General features: G+C 51.1%; 15 protein-coding genes, 1 tRNA gene and 2 pseudogenes. 5 read left to right on the forward strand and 13 right to left on the reverse strand.

Annotation, left to right across the window (positions count from 1 at the left end):
- A partial coding sequence (locus tag DU000_RS12055) for an IS30 family transposase (RefSeq protein ID WP_114403664.1) occupies nucleotides 1-506 on the forward strand: 506 nt, incomplete at its 5' end.
- A gap of 61 nt (nucleotides 507-567) precedes the next feature.
- On the opposite strand, the gene DU000_RS12060 is transcribed toward DU000_RS12055, so the two are convergent.
- The 4 genes from DU000_RS12060 to DU000_RS12075 form a co-directional block, all read right to left on the reverse strand.
- Nucleotides 568-912 (reverse strand): hypothetical protein, encoded by a 345-nt coding sequence (locus DU000_RS12060; protein ID WP_114403665.1) that lies wholly within the window; start codon nucleotides 910-912, stop codon nucleotides 568-570.
- Nucleotides 913-923: 11 nt separating this feature from the next.
- Nucleotides 924-1,787, reverse strand: a complete 864-nt coding sequence (locus DU000_RS12065; RefSeq protein WP_114403666.1) for a hypothetical protein — start codon at nucleotides 1,785-1,787, stop codon at nucleotides 924-926.
- Between the two features lie 199 nt (nucleotides 1,788-1,986).
- Nucleotides 1,987-2,571 carry a suppressor of fused domain protein gene (locus DU000_RS12070; protein ID WP_114403667.1) on the reverse strand — a complete coding sequence of 195 codons (585 nt, stop codon included), beginning with the start codon at nucleotides 2,569-2,571 and terminating at the stop codon, nucleotides 1,987-1,989.
- A gap of 362 nt (nucleotides 2,572-2,933) precedes the next feature.
- Nucleotides 2,934-3,023 (reverse strand) — tRNA-Ser (locus tag DU000_RS12075).
- Nucleotides 3,024-3,481: 458 nt separating this feature from the next.
- Between DU000_RS12075 and DU000_RS12080 the strand changes: the two genes are divergently transcribed.
- The gene (locus tag DU000_RS12080; RefSeq protein ID WP_420812157.1) at nucleotides 3,482-3,721 is read left to right on the forward strand and encodes a sulfurtransferase TusA family protein; all 240 of its coding nucleotides are present in this window, start codon (nucleotides 3,482-3,484) and stop codon (nucleotides 3,719-3,721) included.
- Between the two features lie 65 nt (nucleotides 3,722-3,786).
- On the opposite strand, the gene DU000_RS12085 is transcribed toward DU000_RS12080, so the two are convergent.
- From DU000_RS12085 to DU000_RS12100, 4 genes and pseudogenes are all read right to left on the reverse strand, one after another.
- Entirely contained in the window at nucleotides 3,787-6,561 is a 2,775-nt protein-coding gene (locus tag DU000_RS12085) for a valine--tRNA ligase (protein ID WP_114403668.1), read from the reverse strand.
- A 56-nt stretch (nucleotides 6,562-6,617) separates the two neighbouring features.
- A complete protein-coding gene (locus DU000_RS12090) occupies nucleotides 6,618-7,007 on the reverse strand; it encodes a hypothetical protein (RefSeq protein ID WP_114403669.1) in 390 nt (129 codons plus the stop codon).
- Nucleotides 7,008-7,009: 2 nt separating this feature from the next.
- Nucleotides 7,010-7,435: a DNA polymerase III subunit chi gene (locus tag DU000_RS12095; RefSeq protein WP_114403670.1), complete on the reverse strand. Its 426-nt coding sequence runs from the start codon at nucleotides 7,433-7,435 to the stop codon at nucleotides 7,010-7,012.
- A 120-nt stretch (nucleotides 7,436-7,555) separates the two neighbouring features.
- Nucleotides 7,556-9,127 (reverse strand): annotated as a pseudogene (locus DU000_RS12100) (leucyl aminopeptidase); the annotation flags it as partial.
- Nucleotides 9,128-9,517: 390 nt separating this feature from the next.
- Here DU000_RS12100 and lptF point away from each other — a divergent pair.
- Genes lptF through DU000_RS12115 form a run of 3 tightly spaced genes read left to right on the forward strand, consistent with a single transcriptional unit; the run spans nucleotide 9,518 to nucleotide 12,204 of the window.
- Entirely contained in the window at nucleotides 9,518-10,669 is a 1,152-nt protein-coding gene (gene lptF / locus DU000_RS12105; RefSeq protein WP_114403671.1) for an LPS export ABC transporter permease LptF, read from the forward strand.
- Between the two features lie 3 nt (nucleotides 10,670-10,672).
- A complete protein-coding gene (gene lptG / locus DU000_RS12110) occupies nucleotides 10,673-11,806 on the forward strand; it encodes an LPS export ABC transporter permease LptG (protein WP_114403672.1) in 1,134 nt (377 codons plus the stop codon).
- 8 nt (nucleotides 11,807-11,814) lie between these two features.
- A complete protein-coding gene (locus tag DU000_RS12115; protein WP_114403673.1) occupies nucleotides 11,815-12,204 on the forward strand; it encodes a sirohydrochlorin chelatase in 390 nt (129 codons plus the stop codon).
- 248 nt (nucleotides 12,205-12,452) lie between these two features.
- Here DU000_RS12115 and DU000_RS12120 read toward each other — a convergent pair.
- The 5 genes and pseudogenes from DU000_RS12120 to DU000_RS12140 form a co-directional block, all read right to left on the reverse strand.
- Nucleotides 12,453-13,100, reverse strand: a pseudogene (locus tag DU000_RS12120) (TerC family protein); the annotation flags it as partial.
- Nucleotides 13,101-13,663: 563 nt separating this feature from the next.
- The gene (gene cobA, locus DU000_RS12125; RefSeq protein ID WP_114403675.1) at nucleotides 13,664-14,443 is read right to left on the reverse strand and encodes a uroporphyrinogen-III C-methyltransferase; all 780 of its coding nucleotides are present in this window, start codon (nucleotides 14,441-14,443) and stop codon (nucleotides 13,664-13,666) included.
- A 131-nt stretch (nucleotides 14,444-14,574) separates the two neighbouring features.
- Complete coding sequence (locus DU000_RS12130; RefSeq protein ID WP_114403676.1) at nucleotides 14,575-15,888, reverse strand: sulfate adenylyltransferase subunit 1; 1,314 nt, start codon at nucleotides 15,886-15,888, stop codon at nucleotides 14,575-14,577.
- Nucleotides 15,888-16,823, reverse strand: coding sequence for a sulfate adenylyltransferase subunit CysD (gene cysD, locus DU000_RS12135; RefSeq protein WP_114403677.1), 936 nt, complete (start codon nucleotides 16,821-16,823; stop codon nucleotides 15,888-15,890). The genes DU000_RS12130 and cysD overlap by 1 nt, the downstream gene beginning before the upstream one ends.
- 135 nt (nucleotides 16,824-16,958) lie before the next feature.
- Nucleotides 16,959-18,146: a methyl-accepting chemotaxis protein gene (locus DU000_RS12140; protein WP_114403678.1), complete on the reverse strand. Its 1,188-nt coding sequence runs from the start codon at nucleotides 18,144-18,146 to the stop codon at nucleotides 16,959-16,961.
- Between the last annotated feature and the right edge of the window lie 195 nt (nucleotides 18,147-18,341).

Consider the following 18,341-nt stretch of genomic DNA (forward strand, 5'->3'; position numbering starts at 1 on the left):
TCGCCTTGGTCTTGCCAGGCCCCAGGGTTGAGGAGAACGTCGCCGCTTTCTTTGACAAGAAATTGGATGGATTGGCTGCTGAGTTGGACGATATCCTTGTACATGCTCAACTTCGCTATCCCCCCGTACCCTGTTTACCCCGCGATTTATTGTTCGTCCCAGATTTATTAGTGGTACGCCCCCATTTATTTTTTCCAAAGCACATGCGAGAGACATTGACGTTGGATAACGGGACTGAATTCGCTCGCTTCAAGGAAATCGAACGTCGCACGGGCTTACGTATTTATTTCGCTGATCCTTATGCGGCTTGGCAACGGGGTACGAATGAAAACACCAACGGATTATTGCGTCGCTATTTTCCAAAAGGATCAGATTTCAGCCATATTACGAAAAAAACGCTTGCACTTGTCGTTAAAAAACTCAATCATAGACCACGCAAGTGCCTTGATTTCCAGACCCCTCATGAGGTCTTTTCTGCCGCTGTCTCTGGTGCACTTGGAACGTGAATCCACCCCTATTGTTTTCTCGTTCACGCATAGCGATGGCTGCACTATTTCCCCCATCAAATTATCGATATTTTTCCCAATCCACTGGCTCATCAGACGGATCCTCCTCCTCAGCCTCTGCCCATTTCCTTAATTTTTCACCTTCCAACCAAATAGGAACACCTGAGACGTCTGATGGTTCATCAATCACCGATAGCGTTAGCCTTTCATCATTAGAAATTTGACGACAGACACGATAGTATTTCCCTCCAATGACCACATCCACCACCCGATGAAAATCCGGGTAGTCGCCATAAACAGACGTAACTATTTCGGGATGTTCATCAATCATCGCAATTAAACTCGACTCATCGCCAGAGGTTAAAAAATTAATCAGCGAAGATTTCAATTCAAGCTGCAAATTCATACGCACCTCTATTAATCGTCAAACATTATGGACCCCTCAGGCTGTTGTCCAGTCGGCCTGAATTTTATGGACAGTCCATCCTTACCAGGTTTCAATCCCTTAAATAAGTCGGGGAAATCGTCAACAAGTGATTGCCTCAGTACTGGTGCCGCTTTTAGCTTCGTTCCATACGTCTCTAGCAAAACATCACTTTGCACAAACAGATCCAAGTCAAATTTATTCGGATCAATGGGCTGACCAAATGTTGCTTTATTCGGATTTCCAACCTTACCTGTTGCCGAACTTCCTGTGAGGCCAATTTTTGCATTAGGGTCAAGCATTTTATATTCAGCGAGTTCGCCAACATTAATTTTTTGTTTTATCGCACCGTGTAGATCTGTTATGAATTCAGAGGTTGTGCTATTTCCCCCACTCCACACCCTCTTCAAGGAGAATGGTAGCGGATTCGCATTCAGCGTACCATACTCATAAGGCCGTGGGGTAATCTTCCAATCCGGCACACCCAAATCACGCAAGTACTTGGCTGAGCCTTGGATTCCTTGCGCAATGCCTTCACCTACATCAGCACCCAGCACGGGCAGTCGGTTGAGTTGTTTAATACCCAGCCCGCCGACTTTACTCCCCACTGGCCCTAGCGCTGCGCCTGCCATAAACTCAGGTACGCTCTCTGGGGCCAGAGCGCCTACCAGAGCATAGCCAGTGCCATAGAACCGATAGGCTAGGCTGCCTTCAGGGGCTTGCGCACCGCGTCTTACAAAGAAGGCAAGCGTTTCTTCTTTGAGTCTATTAACCGGGTCAGTGACCGGCTGTGTGAGCGCGGGGTTATTGCTGGTAAAGGTCAGTAAGCCAGCTTCGCTAGGTGCTTGCGGAGGCATGGCGCTGCTGGTTTCTGCATAGCGTGCTAGGCGGGCGTCTTCAGCTGGGCTTTGGTTGGGGATGGCACTTGTCCAAAGTTTATCCAGACAACCTGGTCTTTATTCGGCACCAGCGATACCTCACCAGCCTCGTTAATTGCTATGCGTTGATTCGGAATACCTTCAACGCGATACGCAGTCACTGTTCTATTTCCCCCATCTATACAACAGACGGACGATTTAAGTTATAGATATCAATATCTTTTTCCGAGAAAAGCTCTTCCAATTTTTTGGATCCAAACTCCTGCGCAAAAGCACTTTCTTCCTTAGAAATTGGCACGGCTAACAGCCAAGCAATATCTCTTTCACTTAGTCGAGCTGATTTCAACCGATCATCCCAAAGAAAAGGATATGTAAAGTAAATGTCACTCATGGTGAGCGAGTGACCATACATTTTTATAACGTCTGGAAAAATAATTCCGGGCGCGCAAAACCACTTTGAATTTATTACGCAGAATGCCAGAGTAGCCAAAACATTCCCGAAGTCTGGAAATTTTGAACCGCAAGCTCCAACTATCTCTACTCGAGTTCCGAAATCTTTACCTTGATGCATCAACTGATGATCAGATAAACCAACCGTTGCATAAGACGTAACTCCATGCTGGGGGCTGTTGACTGCTTCTAATACGTAGACATCACTTATGTGGTCATCATCCCAGAAATGAAATATTGGTGGCTTATCTACCAGAAACGCCGAGGCAGTATGCTTAGCGACTTCTTTTTGCTGATTAGATATTTTTGTCATATCTTGCTCTGGTCATTTCCAAAAATCATTGCTGGCATCCTCCGCACGATGGCTTCGGTTAGATGATGGCAGTTCCGGGCACGGAAATAGGGGACAGACCACGTTTATTTCAACTAAGCGCATGGCTTATTCCCTTTAACGTAATAGGGTAATAGGGAACGCACCACGAATAATTCGAATACGCGAATAATAGTGAAATGAATGTGGTGTGTCCCATATTATTTTACAGAATCCAGATTTATCTGGTAGTCCAGTTTGGATATTGAAGGGCTGATTGTCAATCAAGGATTTATAAGTCTGCAACCCTGTGCGACAGTAAGGGGGTTGGGTTTGATGGATCGCCAGCTAGATTGGTGATTGATTGGCGGAGAAGGAGGGATTCGAACCCTCGGTGAACTTGCGCCCACGCCTGATTTCGAGTCAGGTACATTCGACCACTCTGCCACTTCTCCGAGATGAATGGTTTTGAAGATTTTAACAGATGTATCAATGCCCCCCTCGCCATGACAAAGTTGCTTTTCAGGTTAACCGTGGTAACTGCTGCTTACAAAACAGCGTCAGCGTAAGTCGCTCGCTTGCGTTGTCATCTTATGCTGATGTCATCGGATAATCTTATGCACACCCACTTACAGAAACTGAGCCGTTTGTTGATTTTAGGGTCATGCCTATGGCTTACCGCTTGCGCTGGGCAATATGGCGTTAGCTACCACTCTCCGGGCCCCGTGCTTTACCCCGCCAGGCCTATCTACACGCCACCCCCCGTGCTTTATAGCCCACCGCCGGTATACTATGGGCCACCGTATGGCTATCATTATGGTTTTCGTAGCGGTATTCGTTTGCGCTAAGCAAGTGGTCAATTAGCGTTGGAGTTATCGAATAGGCGCTTAACCAAGCTTTATGAAATATTGAGATGACTCACCCTATTGAACCTAATCAAGTGCTTGATACCAGTGGCTTGCAATGCCCGTTGCCGATTTTGCGTACCAAAAAAGCCTTGGCACCCATGCTAAGCGGTGAAATATTAAAAGTGATTGCTACCGACCCCGGTGCCGCCGACGATTTCCCGGCCTTTGCCAAGCAAACCGGCAATGCCTTACTGGCCGAAGAAAAAGAGGGCGACACCTTTATTTTTTACATGCAGCGGCGATAAAAAAAGCCCATCCTAGACTGTTCTAAGATGGGTTTTTTGAAAAACGCGCGAGAAACGAGCGAGATTTAAGCAAGCTTGCTCAACTGCTCTTCCAGCTTCGCCACGGTCGCTTTAAATCCAGCCAAGCGGCCTTTTTCTTGCTCGACCACGGCGGCAGGGGCACGCGCAACAAAGCTTTCGTTATTCAGCTTACCTTCGCATTTCGCGATTTCACCATTCAATCGGGCGATTTCTTTTTGCAAGCGTTCACGCTCTGCGGCCACATCAATTTCTACTTGTAGCAACAGTTTGAAGTCACCCACAATTTGCACTGGCGCAGGTGAAGCGGGTAGCACATCGACTACCTGCACCTCACTCAATTTCGCCAGCGCTTGCAGATAAGGCGCAATCGCATGCAGTTGTGTAGCCTCGCCACTGGCAATCAGCGGGACTTTTTGCGCGGGAGACAGGCTCATTTCGCTACGCAGCGCACGAACCGCATCGACCACTTGTTTGAATTGACTCATCCACCCTTCGGCTTCCACACTGATTTTTTCCGGCTGGCTGATGGGATACGGTTGCAACATGAGGCTGACTGTTTCATCGGCTTGGCGCTTACCGGCCAGCATCGAGACGGTTTGCCACAGCTCTTCGGTAATAAATGGAATCACCGGATGAGCCAAGCGCAAAATCACTTCCAGTACGCGCACCAGCGTGCGGCGCGTACCGCGTTGCTGCGCTTCGTTACCGTTCTGTAATTGCACTTTCGCCAGTTCCAAATACCAGTCGCAATACTCATCCCAAACGAATTGATACAGTGCGGTGGCGATGTTATCAAAACGATAATCCGCAAAGCCTTTGGCGACCTCGGCTTCTACACGCTGCAACTGGCTGATAATCCACTGATCAACCGTTGATAATTCAACCGACAAACTGGCATCCAAGCCGCAATCTTTGCCTTCGGTATTCATCAGCACGAAGCGCGTCGCGTTCCACAACTTGTTGCAGAAATTGCGATAGCCTTCACAGCGTTTTTGATCAAAGTTGATATTGCGGCCCAGCGAGGCATAAGACGCAAACGTGAAGCGCAATGCATCGGCGCCATAGGCGGGCATGCCCTCGGGGAAATTTTTACGGACTTTAGCTTCCACCTTGGGCGCATCTTGCGGCCGGCGCAGACCGCTGGTGGCTTTTTGCAGCAAAGGTTCTAAGCCAATGCCTTGAATCAAATCCACTGGGTCGAGCGTATTGCCTTCGGACTTGGACATTTTTTTGCCTTCCGCATCCCGCACCAAGCCATGCACATACACATGCTTAAACGGCACTTTGCCGGTGAAGTGCGTGGTCATCATAATCATCCGGGCGACCCAGAAGAAAATGATGTCAAAGCCCGTCACCAAGACGCTGGAAGGCAGGAACAGGTCCAACTCTTTGGTTTGCTCGGGCCAGCCAAGGGTTGAGAACGGCACGAGTGCCGATGAGAACCACGTATCCAAGACATCTTCATCGCGGCGCAGGGTTTTACCCGGCGCTTGCGCTTGCGCGGCTTCTAAGCTGCGGGCGACATAAACCTTACCATCTTCGTCGTACCACGCAGGGATTTGATGCCCCCACCAAAGTTGGCGCGAGATGCACCAGTCTTGAATGTTCTTCAGCCACTGGTTGTAGGTGTTGACCCATTGCTCGGGCACAAATTTCACCTCGCCATTTTCCACCACGTCCAAGGCTTTTTGCGTGATGGATTTGCCTGTGGCATCCGGTTTGCTCATGGCCACAAACCATTGGTCGGTCAGCATCGGCTCAATCACCACACCCGTACGGTCGCCACGCGGCACCATGAGTTTATGGGGCTTCACTTCCACCAAGAAACCTTGGGCTTCCAAGTCAGCGACGATCTGCTTACGCGCAGCGAAGCGCTCTAGCCCTTGGTAGGCCGCGGGTGCGTTGGTGTTGATGTGCGCATCCAACGTCAAAATTTCAATTTGTGGCAAGCCATGCCGTTGCCCCACGGCATAGTCGTTAAAGTCATGTGCCGGGGTGACCTTGACCACGCCAGTGCCGAATTCTTTATCGACATACTCATCAGCAATCACTGGGATTTCGCGATTGCATAGCGGCAGTTGTACGGTTTTGCCGATCAGGTGACGATAGCGTTCATCCTCCGGGTGCACCATCACCGCCACATCGCCCAGCATGGTTTCCGGGCGGGTGGTCGCCACCGTTAGGCTGCCCGAACCATCGGCCAGCGGATACCGAATGTGCCAGAGATGGCCGTCTTCTTCTTCGCTCACCACTTCCAAATCGGAAACCGCCGTACCCAATTTAGGGTCGCAATTCACCAAGCGCTTACCGCGATAAATCAGGCCTTGTTCATACAAACGCACAAATACTTCCGAAACCACTTTGGAACATTTCTCGTCCATCGTGAAGTATTCGCGGCCCCAGTCCACCGAGTCACCCATGCGGCGCATTTGGCCAGTAATCGTGGAGCCGGATTCCTGTTTCCATTCCCAGACTTTTTCCACAAACTTTTCACGGCCCAAATCGTGGCGAGACATTTTTTGTGCATCCAATTTGCGCTCCACCACAATTTGCGTGGCGATACCCGCATGATCGGTGCCCGGCAGCCACAGCGCGTTATGGCCCAGCATACGGTGATAGCGCGTGAGCCCATCCATGATGGTTTGATTAAACGCATGCCCCATGTGCAAGGTACCGGTCACGTTCGGCGGCGGCAACTGCACGCAAAAGGACGGCGTATTGTCTTTGAGCGTGGCGGCGTAATAGCCGCGCTGTTCCCACTCTTTGGTCCAGTGCGCTTCAATGGCTTGGGGTTCAAATGATTTGGCTAATTCAGTCATAGTGGTCCATCTTATTATTAGAACGATCTTAAACAGCAGGGGGCTGCTGCTGATTGTTATTTGTTTTCAGCCGATTTTTGCGCCAAAACGCGAGATAGTTCTTGCGACACTGCGCGGGCAATCACATCTTGCAAAGTCGCACGCACCAGTGTTTTAAGATCGGCCTGCAACACTTGCGCGTAATGCGCGAGAATTTCTGTCATGGTCTCTTGCAAACGCATGTCTAGTACGGCATCAACCCGGCTTTGTAAACTACGTAATACGTTCTCTCGCACTTCCGTTTCCAACGCTTGCCGGTCAATAGCTGACAGTACCTCACCCAACACAGGAATTTCAGTCAATACCGGTAATCGCTGGGTATCGACCTCTAAGACGTCGGTCAACAAGGGAATGTCCGCCGCGAGATCAGGCTTTAGTTGGCCTACGAGAGGAGTGCTGGCCGTCATGATTACGCTGCCTTTGTTAAATCAAAATTTTGCATTGGGTAACCACGCTCTCGATAAAACTTAAAGCGAGCGCGGCCAGCCTGTCGTTCATCTTCTTCCACTCCCACCAGCTCTAATAGGCGCTCAAAACGACTAAAAAACAGTGGGGTTTCAAGGCCTAAATTGAGTAAAACGCTGTGGTGAGGGGTATCCCCTTCGGTTGCAGTGAGAACAACCGGCGTGTCCGCTGCCAGAGGGTCATCAAGCATGACATGCGGAATAAAGTCCAGGGCCGAAAATTGCCATAGCTGCTGATCAAAGCGGGTGAGGACAGCCCGATCATCGCAATAGACCACCAGCGGCTGACCCGCCAGATACACTTTGCGGGCCAAACGGCAGGCGTAAAGCAACTTATCGGCCAGATTGAAGTGAAAATCGACTTGGGTCACGTTGGGCTACCACTCACGATGTGTTTAACTGGCACGAGGGCGGCCACGCGTGCGACGCGCAGTCGGCTGAGCCGGGGCTCGACGCGTAACCGAGCGGGAGGGCGTTGCATTGGCTGCCTGGCTGGCTTGCTCACGAATGAATTCAACCAACAACGGGACGGGCCGGCCTGTTGCGCCCTTGGCAGCGCCACTTTTCCAAGCAGTGCCGGCAATATCGAGGTGCGCCCACTGCGGGAATGCTTTGGCAAAACGCGCCAGAAAACAAGCGGCAGTCACACTGCCAGCAGGACGCCCCCCAATATTCGCCATATCGGCAAAATTGGATTTCAATTGTTCCTGATACGCGTCATCTAAAGGCAAGCGCCATACCGTATCCTGACTACGCGTGCTGGCTGCCTGTAGTTGTTGTGCCAGTTCATCACTGGGGGTAAACAAACCACTGTGGTGATGCCCCAACGCAATAATGCAAGCGCCGGTTAGGGTAGCAATATCAATCACAACAGCTGGCTTAAAGCGCTCACTGTAGGTTAGCGCGTCACATAAAATCAAACGCCCTTCGGCATCGGTATTGAGAATTTCAATGGTTTGCCCAGACATGCTCGTGACAATATCCCCTGGCTTATTGGCATTACCATTGGGCATATTTTCACAAGTGGGAATCACGCCTATCACATTGACAGGCAGCTGCATCTGCGCGACTGCCTGCAGGGTGCCCAACACACTGGCGGCGCCACACATGTCGTATTTCATTTCATCCATGCCTTCGCCAGGCTTGAGTGAAATACCACCAGAATCGAACGTAATGCCTTTGCCGACCAACACAATCGGTGCCTGTTTTGTGCCAGCCCCGGTGTAGCTGAGCACAATAAACTTGGGGGGCTCCACCGAGCCTTTGGCAACCGAGAGGAATGACCCCATTTTCAGGCGTTGCAATTGCTTTTGTTCCAGTACTGTCACTTTCAAGGCCGACGCTTGGCGCGCGATTTTTTTCGCGGTTTCGGCGAGATAGGTAGGCGTGCAGATATTCCCCGGTAAATTCCCTAATGTTTTTGTCAAGGCGACACCGTCGGCCAAGGCAACCGCTTGCTGCAAGCTACGTTGAGCAACCTTTAGGGCGCTAGTCGGCACCCAGAAAGAGCATTGGCGAACCAGCAGCGGTGTTGGGTCCGGCTGGGATTTCAGGCTATCCGTACGGAACGATAACTCTCGACTCGCCAAGACCAAGCGTTCCAAGCCGCTCACGGCAGTATCCAAGACGGGGAGTTCACTCAAGGCACAATAAACGTCACTCAAGGCCAACCCTTTTAGCGCGAGTAAGGCAGTGCGCTGAGCCTCTTGCAAGGCCTTAGCACTCACCCCTTCTGCCTGATAGGGGCCTAAACCAACAATGACCAAGCGGGCCAAGCCAGCAACCCCATGGACTACATGGCAGGTGCCACGCTTACCACTGAGTTCGCCCTGCTGCGCATGCCATAGCTGAGCCAAAGCAGAGTCGGCCTCAACCTGTTGCAAAAAGGCTTGCAGGGTGGGACTGGCGATTGGCGATGAGACTGTCTTGGTGGGTCGGCCACGGCGTTTCACCCCAGGCGTTACCGCTGCTTCAAAGACGCCGACAATACAGGTTTGGCCCGCCAAACTGCGCAAACCAGCCGCAGTCGCTAAGTTTGGTAATGCAGCCACGCGAAATTGCATTTGGTCCCCTTGGTCGATAAATGTCAATAAGCGCCAATTATAGCTGAGGCCGGTCAACCTGGCCCCATTCAGCCATGTTCAAGGCGCGGGTCGATTCGCCTGCCAACACGGCAGAGAGTCGCCATAAGAGGGAATCAAGGGACAGCAATATGGTGCTGTTATACTCGTGCAGGAAATACCGTTTTGTCGTTACTGGCTAGCCACTCGGTGAATGAGAGAATCTGTGCCTTCGCTGACGGGTTTCTTCCTGCCGAAGCCGCTAACTGGTGGCATCAGGTGTAGCTGTCAGCATAACGGTCGGCGTGTTGCAATGCCGAAGTTAATCTTCCAGTGAACTTAACCTTGTCAGCTTAATGCGATGTCCTTTAACTTTTGATCCAGCACAATGGCATGATTTTTAGTCGAACCATCGTACGAGAGCTTTATGCGACCGGTGGCGCTGTGTTTGCGGCGCTGTTTTCGATCATTTTAACCACCGCGCTGATCCGCATTCTCGGTATGGCAGCAGGCGGCGAAATTGGTGCCGATGCGGTTGTCGCACTGTTGGCCTTTACGGTTTTAAATTATCTCCCGGTTCTCTTGTCACTGACGATCTTTATTGCTGCGCTATCGACCATGACGCGCAGCTACAGTGATTCAGAGATGGTCGTCTGGTTCTCCGCCGGTCAAAGCTTATGGGCCTGGATTCCCCCTCTACTTAAATTTTCACTGCCGCTCACTGCGCTGAGTTTTCTCCTCAGTCTGTGGATCACCCCCTGGGCCAATGAACAGACAAACACCTATCGAGCCAAGTTTGAACAACGCTCCGATTTGGCCCGGGTTGCCCCAGGTCAGTTTGCGGAGTCAGCACGGGGGGAGCGTGTTTTTTTCGTTGAGGGCTTATCCACGGATGCCCAGCGGGTAAAAAATATTTTTATTAGCACCTTGGAAAGAGGCATCCTCGGCGTTGCGTTTTCTAGCCAAGGATACCTGCACACCGATAATGAGGGAACTCGCTATGTCGTTCTCGAACATGGCCGCCGCTATGAGGGTAGACCAGAAGAAGCGGCCTATAAGGTCATTGAGTTCGAGCGCTATCAAGCCTTACTGGATGAAAAGGGAACACCTCAGCGTACCGAAAAATCAGTCAAAGAATTACCAACGCTAACGCTCGTGGCACAACCCATACCAGCGCATCAAGGCGAACTCCTGTGGCGTCTCTCCGTACCCATCTTTGGCTTAACCTTGGCCTTGCTCGCGATTCCGCTCGGGTTCGTCAACCCGCGAGCGGGTCGGTCTTTTAACTTGGTATTAGCCTTGTTGATTTACGTCATCTATACCAATACAACCAGTCTTTTACAGGGCTTGGTGATTCAACAAAAAATCAGCTTTAGTCTCGTTTGGTGGCCGCTACACCTGGGTGTATTGCTGCTGACCGCATGGGGAATCCAGCATCGTATGAATCGACGCCCAGGAGTCGGTCTCTATCTGCAAGCCATCGTACGGGCATTGTGCCAACCGATGACACGACGCCAATCCTGCAGCACGCAGCGGGAGCAATAAACTATGCGACTGCTCCATCAATATATCGGTACACAATTACGCACCGCGATTGCCTTCGTCGCCCTGACTTTTTTGGCGTTGTTCAGCTTTTTTGATTTAGTCAGCGAGCTTGGCGATGTTGGCAAAGGCCAGTATCGGTTTCAGCATGCTGTCATGGTGGTGGCCTTGAATATCCCAGGACATCTCTATGAGTTGTTACCAATAGCAGGCTTGATTGGGGCTATCTACGTTTTTGCCCGTTTGGCAAACCAATCAGAATTTACCATCATGCGTGCGGCGGGAATGGGCACAGCGACGATCATTGTGAGTATCTGGCGGCATGGCACGCTATTGCTATTACTTACCTTTTTATGTGGTGAAGTGCTCACCCCACCGGCAGCCAAGTATGCAGAAAACCTCCGCGCGCAAATGACGGGACAAAACTTCGCCGAAGAGTTTCGCTCCGGTATCTGGTTACGAGACAATTTACCGGTGGCGCAAAATGGTACGGCACCCCTCGCAGCAGAAACTCGCTTTGTGAATGTCAGCGAGGTTCGTGCAGACAATCAAATCCGGCAAATTCGAATTTTTTCGTTTGATAAAGACTTCCGCTTGCATGAAATTCTTGAAGCGGCAACAGGAACCTATTTAGCGGAGGGTGTCTGGGCGCTAACGCAAGTCAGGCGCACTCGCTTTTTACTGAATGCCCGTGGCGAACCCAATCGAACCGAATTAACGCAAGTAGAAACGCTTTCTTGGCCCAGCACACTGACGCCAACGTTACTGAGCGCCGTCTTGGTGAGACCGAACAATATGGCTGCCTTTAATTTGTACCAATACATTCAACACTTACGCGATAACCAGCAAAAAACCCATCGCTTTGAAATTGCGTTTTGGCGCAAAATATCTTACCCCTTTGCCGTCTATGTGATGTTGATGTTGGCGCTGCCATTCGCCTATCTGCATTTTCGGACGGGGGGGATCAGTTTGAAAATTTTTATCGGGGTCATGCTTGGGGTCAGCTTTAATTTATTGAATAATCTTTTTTCACACATCGGCTTACTCAACACTTGGTCGCCCGTGTTATCGGCGACCCTACCCAGTTTAATGGCCCTGCTGCTTGCCGCAATTGCACTTTATTGGGTTGAACGACACTAGGAATCATGATGCTCAACACTGTCTCGGAAACCGGGCTATTACTTTTTGCGCATGGGGCTCGCGATGCCCGCTGGGCAGAGCCATTTGAACGCTTACAAAAAAAATTAGCCCAGCAACACGCTGGCCCAGTCCGTTTGTGCTTTCTCGAACTGATGCTTCCCTCCCTGGCAGACGCGGCGCAAGAGCTGGTCAACATGGGCTGTCAGCGGCTCCTGGTTGTCCCCATTTTTTTGGGTCGCGGTGGGCATATTCGACGCGATCTGCCGCGCTTGATTGCTGAGCTTGAGGAAAGTTATGCGGGTGTACGTATAACGTGTGCCGATGCGGCAGGGGAGAACGAAGGAGTACTGGACGCCCTCACTGCGTATTGTCTGGAAGCAGCGAGGGCATCGTTGTAGCGTGCGTGTTACGCGTCAGCGGCGGTGGCTTTAGCTTGATGCTTCTTGTAAATTAGTACGGCGAAAGGAATCCAACCCACCCACATGACGATATCCACGACATCATCAATCCAGAACCAGTCATCCAAGGGGTGCAGATGATAGTGTTCTTCCAGAATGTCAAAACCGGTTAACCAAACAATCAGGAATGGCAGCAATATGCCCAGAACCCGCTTGTTTTCTGGGAGATAACGTACCAGCGGTGGCACCATAATCAAACCCAACACGATGACGTAGAGCAAAATGCGAAGCTGATGACTATTCGCGACAATTTCTTTAATCAACGGCTCATTGGCGATCATTTTGACAGCGGTCCAACCTAATACGCCCGCCCCAATCAGAATGATACTCGGGTATTTTTCTACCCACTTGAGAATCAACTGGCTGCCCCAAACAACAATTGGCACACTGATAAGCAAACCTAGAACCACTAGCAGCATGCTGCCGTGTGCCGCACCACCAATTGCTAAGACGTTATCCACGCCCATCACCGCATCCGCAATCACGATGGTCTGAATCGCTTTGCGCACTGAGCTATGTGATTCAATATGGTGGCCATCTTTCTCATCTTCTGGCTTGACCAGCTTCATGGCAATCCAGACTAGCGCCAAGCCACCTGCCAACAAGAAGCCGGGGATTTTGAGCAGCCAAACAACGACCAGTGTCAATAAGGCACGAATCGCAATCGCCCCAAAAGTACCCCAGAAAATAACTTTCTTTTGCATTTCTTTCGGGACATTGCGCGCCGCCAAACCAATCACGATCGCGTTATCGCCAGCCAAAACCAAATCAATTAACACAATTGCCAGCAACGCTGACCAGAACTCTGGGCTGAATAACTCCATGGGTAACTCCAAAAATAATTAGATTGAACGGGTAATCTCTATTGTATACAGCTAGGATGAAATACAGCAGATCAACTACATAAGACAGGCACTCCTTTCGGTGACGAATCAAATCACAAGATTTGCAGATACCGAAGGTCTTGCCGATAAGAATCGTTCACGCGGAACATACTTATGTCATGGCCGGATGCGAGCATCGGATTGACGACGCATGACTGTGGGCTACTCCCCTTCTTTGATGATGCTGGCGCTATTCTTCAGCAAACAACAGTGTCAGAAAAATCACTAGACGCTTGCTAATTTACAGACTAAACTCCGCACCAATCTGTTTATGGACACAGTTGGTTACAAAAAGTTCCAGCAAGATTATACGCAGTTAAAACGGAGCCAGCAGCATCGGTTTTAACTGCAGAGATTCTCAGGAGGAGTGACGTGGCAGCCAAACCATTGGCCTAGAACCACGCTGCGGTGGTGGAGACAACCGCGTAGTTATAAAAAGAATGGGGGAGTCGTTTGAAAACGTCTCCCCCTTATTATTTAACTAACAGCCACATCCCACCGATTCTCATCACCCGCTATGCCATCCATAGTCGCTGCAGCGCCACCTCTACCTGCAAGGCTGATTGTTGACGCTGGCGCAGCACCTCACCCATCACAATCAGCGTTGGGGCATCACTCCAAGTCACGCAATCCGTAATGTGTGCCAGCGATCCTAGATCCGTGTATTGCACACGCTGATCCACCCAACTGGCTTGCTCAATGACCGCCACAGGCCAATCTTGCGCCCGTCCCAGTCCTAATAAACGTTGCGCAATCTCGGCCGCGACCCGCCGCCCCATGTAGAACACCAGGGTATCCGCAGCAATCGTTTGGTTTTCCCAAGCGTTATTGGGCTGCGACTCACCGACACTGGGTGTAATAAAGGCCACGGAACGGGCAACCCCGCGCTGTGTGAGGGGTGCGGCCATCGCGGCACTGGCCGCTAACGCAGCCGTCACGCCTGGCACAATTTCGTATTCAATCCCTGCTGCTTCTAGTGCCGCAATTTCTTCTTCGGCGCGACCAAAGAGCATGGGGTCCCCGCCCTTCAAGCGCACCACTATAGGGAATTTATGCGCCGCATCGACGAGCTGTTTATTGATGAAGTGCTGCGCACTAGAGAGTTTGCCGCAGCGCTTGCCAACGGCAATCAGCTCGGCTTGCTTGGCCTCAGCCAATAACTCTGGTGACACCAACGCATCATGCAAGACACAGTCGGCACTTTGTAGCAAGCGTAGACCGCGGACCGTAATGAGGTCCGCCGCACCGGGACCGGCGCCAATCAGGAATACTTTGCCGACTGATTTTTTTTTCATAGCGAAATAAAAGAGATTGCCAAGAGTTGATTAAAAGGCAGCAACGCGTTTCTGGCTAGACACGCCGCCGCAGATAGTACAAAAAAGTACAGCAAGGCGGCGTAACAACGCCAGAAGCCTTTTCATCAACTCTAGTTAGCAACGATCATGCCTGCCGCTGCTGTTTGATGCGTCGTCGCATCAATCAGAATAAAACTGCCGGTCGTGCTATTTGCGGCGTAAGTATCGGCCACAATCGGCTGCTGCAAGGTCAAACGCACACGGGCAATGTCATTCATGCCCAATTCTGTCGCATCACCTTGTTCACCGAGAGTTTGTACATCAAGCTTGTAATCAATCCCATTCACCTTGGCGTAGGTGGTGCGCGTGGTGTGTTTGAGCCAGTATTTACGACGTGGGTCAAACTTTTCGGTATCCAACCAGCAGACATCGGCCACCAGATTCTTAGTGACGTTCGCCGCCTCCGCTTGGGTGACCAGCATATCGCCGCGCGAGACATCGACGTTTTCTTTCAGCAAAATCGTGACCGACTGACCGGGTACCCCGATCTCTTGTGGGCCTTCAAACAAGCGTACTTCATGTACCGTGGCTTCAGTGCCTGCGGGCAAAATCGTGACCGTATCGCCGGGGCGAACAACACCCGCTGCAATACGACCTTGATAGCCACGGAAGCCGAATACTTCGGTGCCCGCCGCGTTCTCTTCACCTTCTGGGTAGGTACGCAATACAGCCTGCACCGGGAAGCGCAAGCCCCCTTCAGGATGCTGATTGCGCACGGATAGGGCCTCCAGCAATTCCAGCAACGTTGGGCCGCTATACCAGGGCATATGCTCGCTACGCGTGACCACGTTGTCCCCTGCCAGTGCGGACATGGGAATGAACTGCACGTTTTGCAACCCAAGTTTGGCGGCTAAATCTTGATAGGCCGTGACGATATCAGTGAACACCTGTTCTTGATATTCGGCCAAATCCATTTTGTTAATGGCCACAATGATGTGCTCAATCCCAAGCAACTTCGCAATCGTGGAGTGCCGTTTCGTTTGTGTCAGCAGTTCACCATTTTTGACGCGGGAAACATCAATCAAAATAATCGCCGCATCGGCTGTGCTCGCACCTGTCACCATATTGCGGGTGTATTGCTCGTGACCAGGGGTATCGGCAATGATGAATTTGCGGGTCGGCGTCGCGAAGTAACGGTAGGCCACATCAATCGTAATGCCTTGCTCGCGCTCGGCTTCCAGACCATCGGTCAGCAATGACAAATCAATTTGGTCCCCTTGGGTACGCTTGTGCTTGGCGCGCGACAGCGCATCCAATTGATCGGCAAAGATACCTTTGCTGTCATAAAGCAAACGACCGATTAAGGTGCTCTTCCCGTCATCCACACTACCTGCGGTAATAAAACGCAAGACCCCACGGTCTTCTTTTTGTAATAAGCCACTCATTAGAAATACCCTTCTTTCTTGCGGCGCTCCATTGAAGCTTCCGAAGTTTGATCGTCCATGCGCGTCGCGCCACGCTCGGTAATTTCAGTCACCGCCGTTTCGGCAATGATGTCGTCAATGGTCGTAGCGGTGGAAGCGACCGGGCAGGTACAGGAAATATCACCCACCGTGCGGAAGCGCACCGAGCGTTTTTCAATCACATCTCCTTCTTTGGGCGCGGTCAGCCAAGTCACGGGCACTAACAGACCGTTTTTCTCGACCACTTCACGCTCATGGGCGTAATAAATGCTCGGCAGCGCGAGGTTTTCGCGCTGGATGTATTGCCAGACATCCAGTTCCGTCCAGTTAGAAATCGGGAAAACACGCATGTTTTCGCCGGGATGCAGTTTGGTGTTGAACAGGCTCCACAGTTCTGGGCGTTGGTTTTTGGGGTCCCACTGACCAAACTCATCGCGGAAAGAGAAAATCCGTTCTTTCGCACGGGCTTTTTCTTCGTCGCGGCGGGCCCCGCCAATCAGCGCATCAAAGCCATGTTCTTCAATCGCTTCCAGGAGGGTGACCGCTTGCGCCGCATTGCGCGAGTCGGTTTCTTTACGTAACTTGACCGTGCCTTTTTTGATGGAATCTTCCACGGAAGCCACAATCAAGCGCTCGCCTAACTCGGCCACACGCTGATCCCGGAAGGTAATCACTTCCTCGTAGTTGTGGCCGGTGTCCACATGCAGCAAGGGAAACGGCAGTTTGCCGGGGCGGAAGGCCTTTTCGGCCAAGCGCAGCACGACACAGGAATCTTTACCACCCGAAAAAAGCAAGGCAGGATTTGCAAATTCTGCGGCCAATTCGCGCAGAATAAAAATGGATTCGGCTTCGAGCCAGTCCAAGTGGGACTGATATTGAGCGGCGCCCAGAGGGGACGGGATGGTGGAAGCGTTCATAGAATTGCCAGGGCATGCTGAGAATAAAAATGATCTCGGTATGTTAAGCAATCTTTATTGCTACAAATTATTTAGTTTTTATTTGAATATGCGGTTTTGTTATTAGGGGGACTGCATTCCCCCTGGGCATAGTCACTAAAACAAGTCTACCGAACCTGTCTCGACGGACTTTTGCAGAATTCTTGCGCCAGCAATCTGCTTAATACGCCGATTAAAGTCGTCCATCAGCTCAGCCAATCCCATCCGGCTCGGATTCTTTTCCAAACCGCTCAGTAAGTGGGCAAGCGCTTGCGTACGCTCGGTGATTTGCTGGATTAATTGCTGCGCGATGTCTTCAAACTGTAAGGAGACCACCCCAGTATGGACATGCGTTTCAATGCGATGGGAAATGTCACTGACGCGCTGTGATTCTGCCGCAACCCGGGCATTTAACTGCTCGACCTCAAGCCACATGCCATTTACATTTGACTCGGAGTTTTCAATTGAGACCAAGTCGATTTCAACGCCTTTCTTGACGCTGGCTTCCATCGTGGCGAGTGCCTCCGTAATCGCCCCCATCTTCTCGCCGATGCGTGCGCTGAATTCGGTAGTCCGTCCAGAAAGATTGCGCACCTCATCCGAAACGACCGCAAAGCCCCGTCCTGCTTCGCCTGCACGTGCTGCCTCAATCGCCGCATTGAGCGCCAATAGATTGGTCTGCTTCGCAATGCCGTTAACATCATTCAGCAGTTTAGACACTTCCTTAACATGAACCAGCATATTCGCAAATTCCATTTGCATCTGACTGGTGGTGTTGTGCAAGCCTTTGATCGTGTTGGTAAATTCGCTGACAACTTGCGAAGTGGCTTGCGCATAGCGCTGGATACCTTGAGATTGCTGCGCTTGTCCATCAGACTCAACCGCTACCAATAATTCCCGAATCATTTCTTGCAAAATATTTTGCTGACCCGAAGAGGCCTGCTCAAGACCCGTAAAACTGCCTGATAACTCGGTCGTCGCGTGACTCAGCAACCGGGTTAACTGGGCTAATTGCCGCTCTAATTCTTGGCACTGCACCTGACCAGCAACCACGGCAGGGGCATAGTTGGGTAGTTGTCGCATCCCATCGACTGGTAGCGCCTCTTGAATCACCACGGGCGGGTGATTATTGATACTGCGGCCCCATGCTGCCAGCAGCACAGCGCACAAGGCAATGCCGGCACTCCAAGTCAAGGCAGCAGGCACGCCTGTCCAAGATAAAATCAGGCCAACCCCCAGGGATAACGCCGCAAAAAGCGGCAGTACTGCGCTCGACAAGCCCATAACGGATTCAGGTGCCTTCATAGTCGACCCTTTTTTGATTAATGATGGTGTGTTCCTCGTTCAATGACTTTACGGCAAATAGCGACTTAAAACTGAGCATAATCTGCGGCCGTCATACACCATAGCCTAAATAGAGGGCATAAATAAGGTTAATTATTTAGCAGTAGCGGCGAAAAGCCCGAGAAACAGCTTGCACCTGACTGTGCTCAACAAGCC

Source organism: Parvibium lacunae (assembly GCF_003335215.1).
Lineage (GTDB): Bacteria > Pseudomonadota > Gammaproteobacteria > Burkholderiales > Burkholderiaceae_D > Parvibium > Parvibium lacunae.

Excerpts from the sequence above, each read along its gene's own strand:
- DU000_RS12060 (WP_114403665.1), bottom strand. The coding sequence starts at position 912 with ATGAATTTGCAGCTTGAATTGAAATCTTCGCTGATTAATTTTTTAACC.
- DU000_RS12065 (WP_114403666.1), bottom strand. The coding sequence starts at position 1,787 with ATGCCTCCGCAAGCACCTAGCGAAGCTGGCTTACTGACCTTTACCAGC.
- DU000_RS12070 (WP_114403667.1), bottom strand. The coding sequence starts at position 2,571 with ATGACAAAAATATCTAATCAGCAAAAAGAAGTCGCTAAGCATACTGCC.
- DU000_RS12080 (WP_420812157.1), top strand. The coding sequence starts at position 3,482 with ATGACTCACCCTATTGAACCTAATCAAGTGCTTGATACCAGTGGCTTG.
- DU000_RS12085 (WP_114403668.1), bottom strand. The coding sequence starts at position 6,561 with ATGACTGAATTAGCCAAATCATTTGAACCCCAAGCCATTGAAGCGCAC.
- DU000_RS12090 (WP_114403669.1), bottom strand. The coding sequence starts at position 7,007 with ATGACGGCCAGCACTCCTCTCGTAGGCCAACTAAAGCCTGATCTCGCG.
- lptF (WP_114403671.1), top strand. The coding sequence starts at position 9,518 with ATGATTTTTAGTCGAACCATCGTACGAGAGCTTTATGCGACCGGTGGC.
- lptG (WP_114403672.1), top strand. The coding sequence starts at position 10,673 with ATGCGACTGCTCCATCAATATATCGGTACACAATTACGCACCGCGATT.
- DU000_RS12115 (WP_114403673.1), top strand. The coding sequence starts at position 11,815 with ATGCTCAACACTGTCTCGGAAACCGGGCTATTACTTTTTGCGCATGGG.
- cobA (WP_114403675.1), bottom strand. The coding sequence starts at position 14,443 with ATGAAAAAAAAATCAGTCGGCAAAGTATTCCTGATTGGCGCCGGTCCC.
- DU000_RS12130 (WP_114403676.1), bottom strand. The coding sequence starts at position 15,888 with ATGAGTGGCTTATTACAAAAAGAAGACCGTGGGGTCTTGCGTTTTATT.
- cysD (WP_114403677.1), bottom strand. The coding sequence starts at position 16,823 with ATGAACGCTTCCACCATCCCGTCCCCTCTGGGCGCCGCTCAATATCAG.
- DU000_RS12140 (WP_114403678.1), bottom strand. The coding sequence starts at position 18,146 with ATGAAGGCACCTGAATCCGTTATGGGCTTGTCGAGCGCAGTACTGCCG.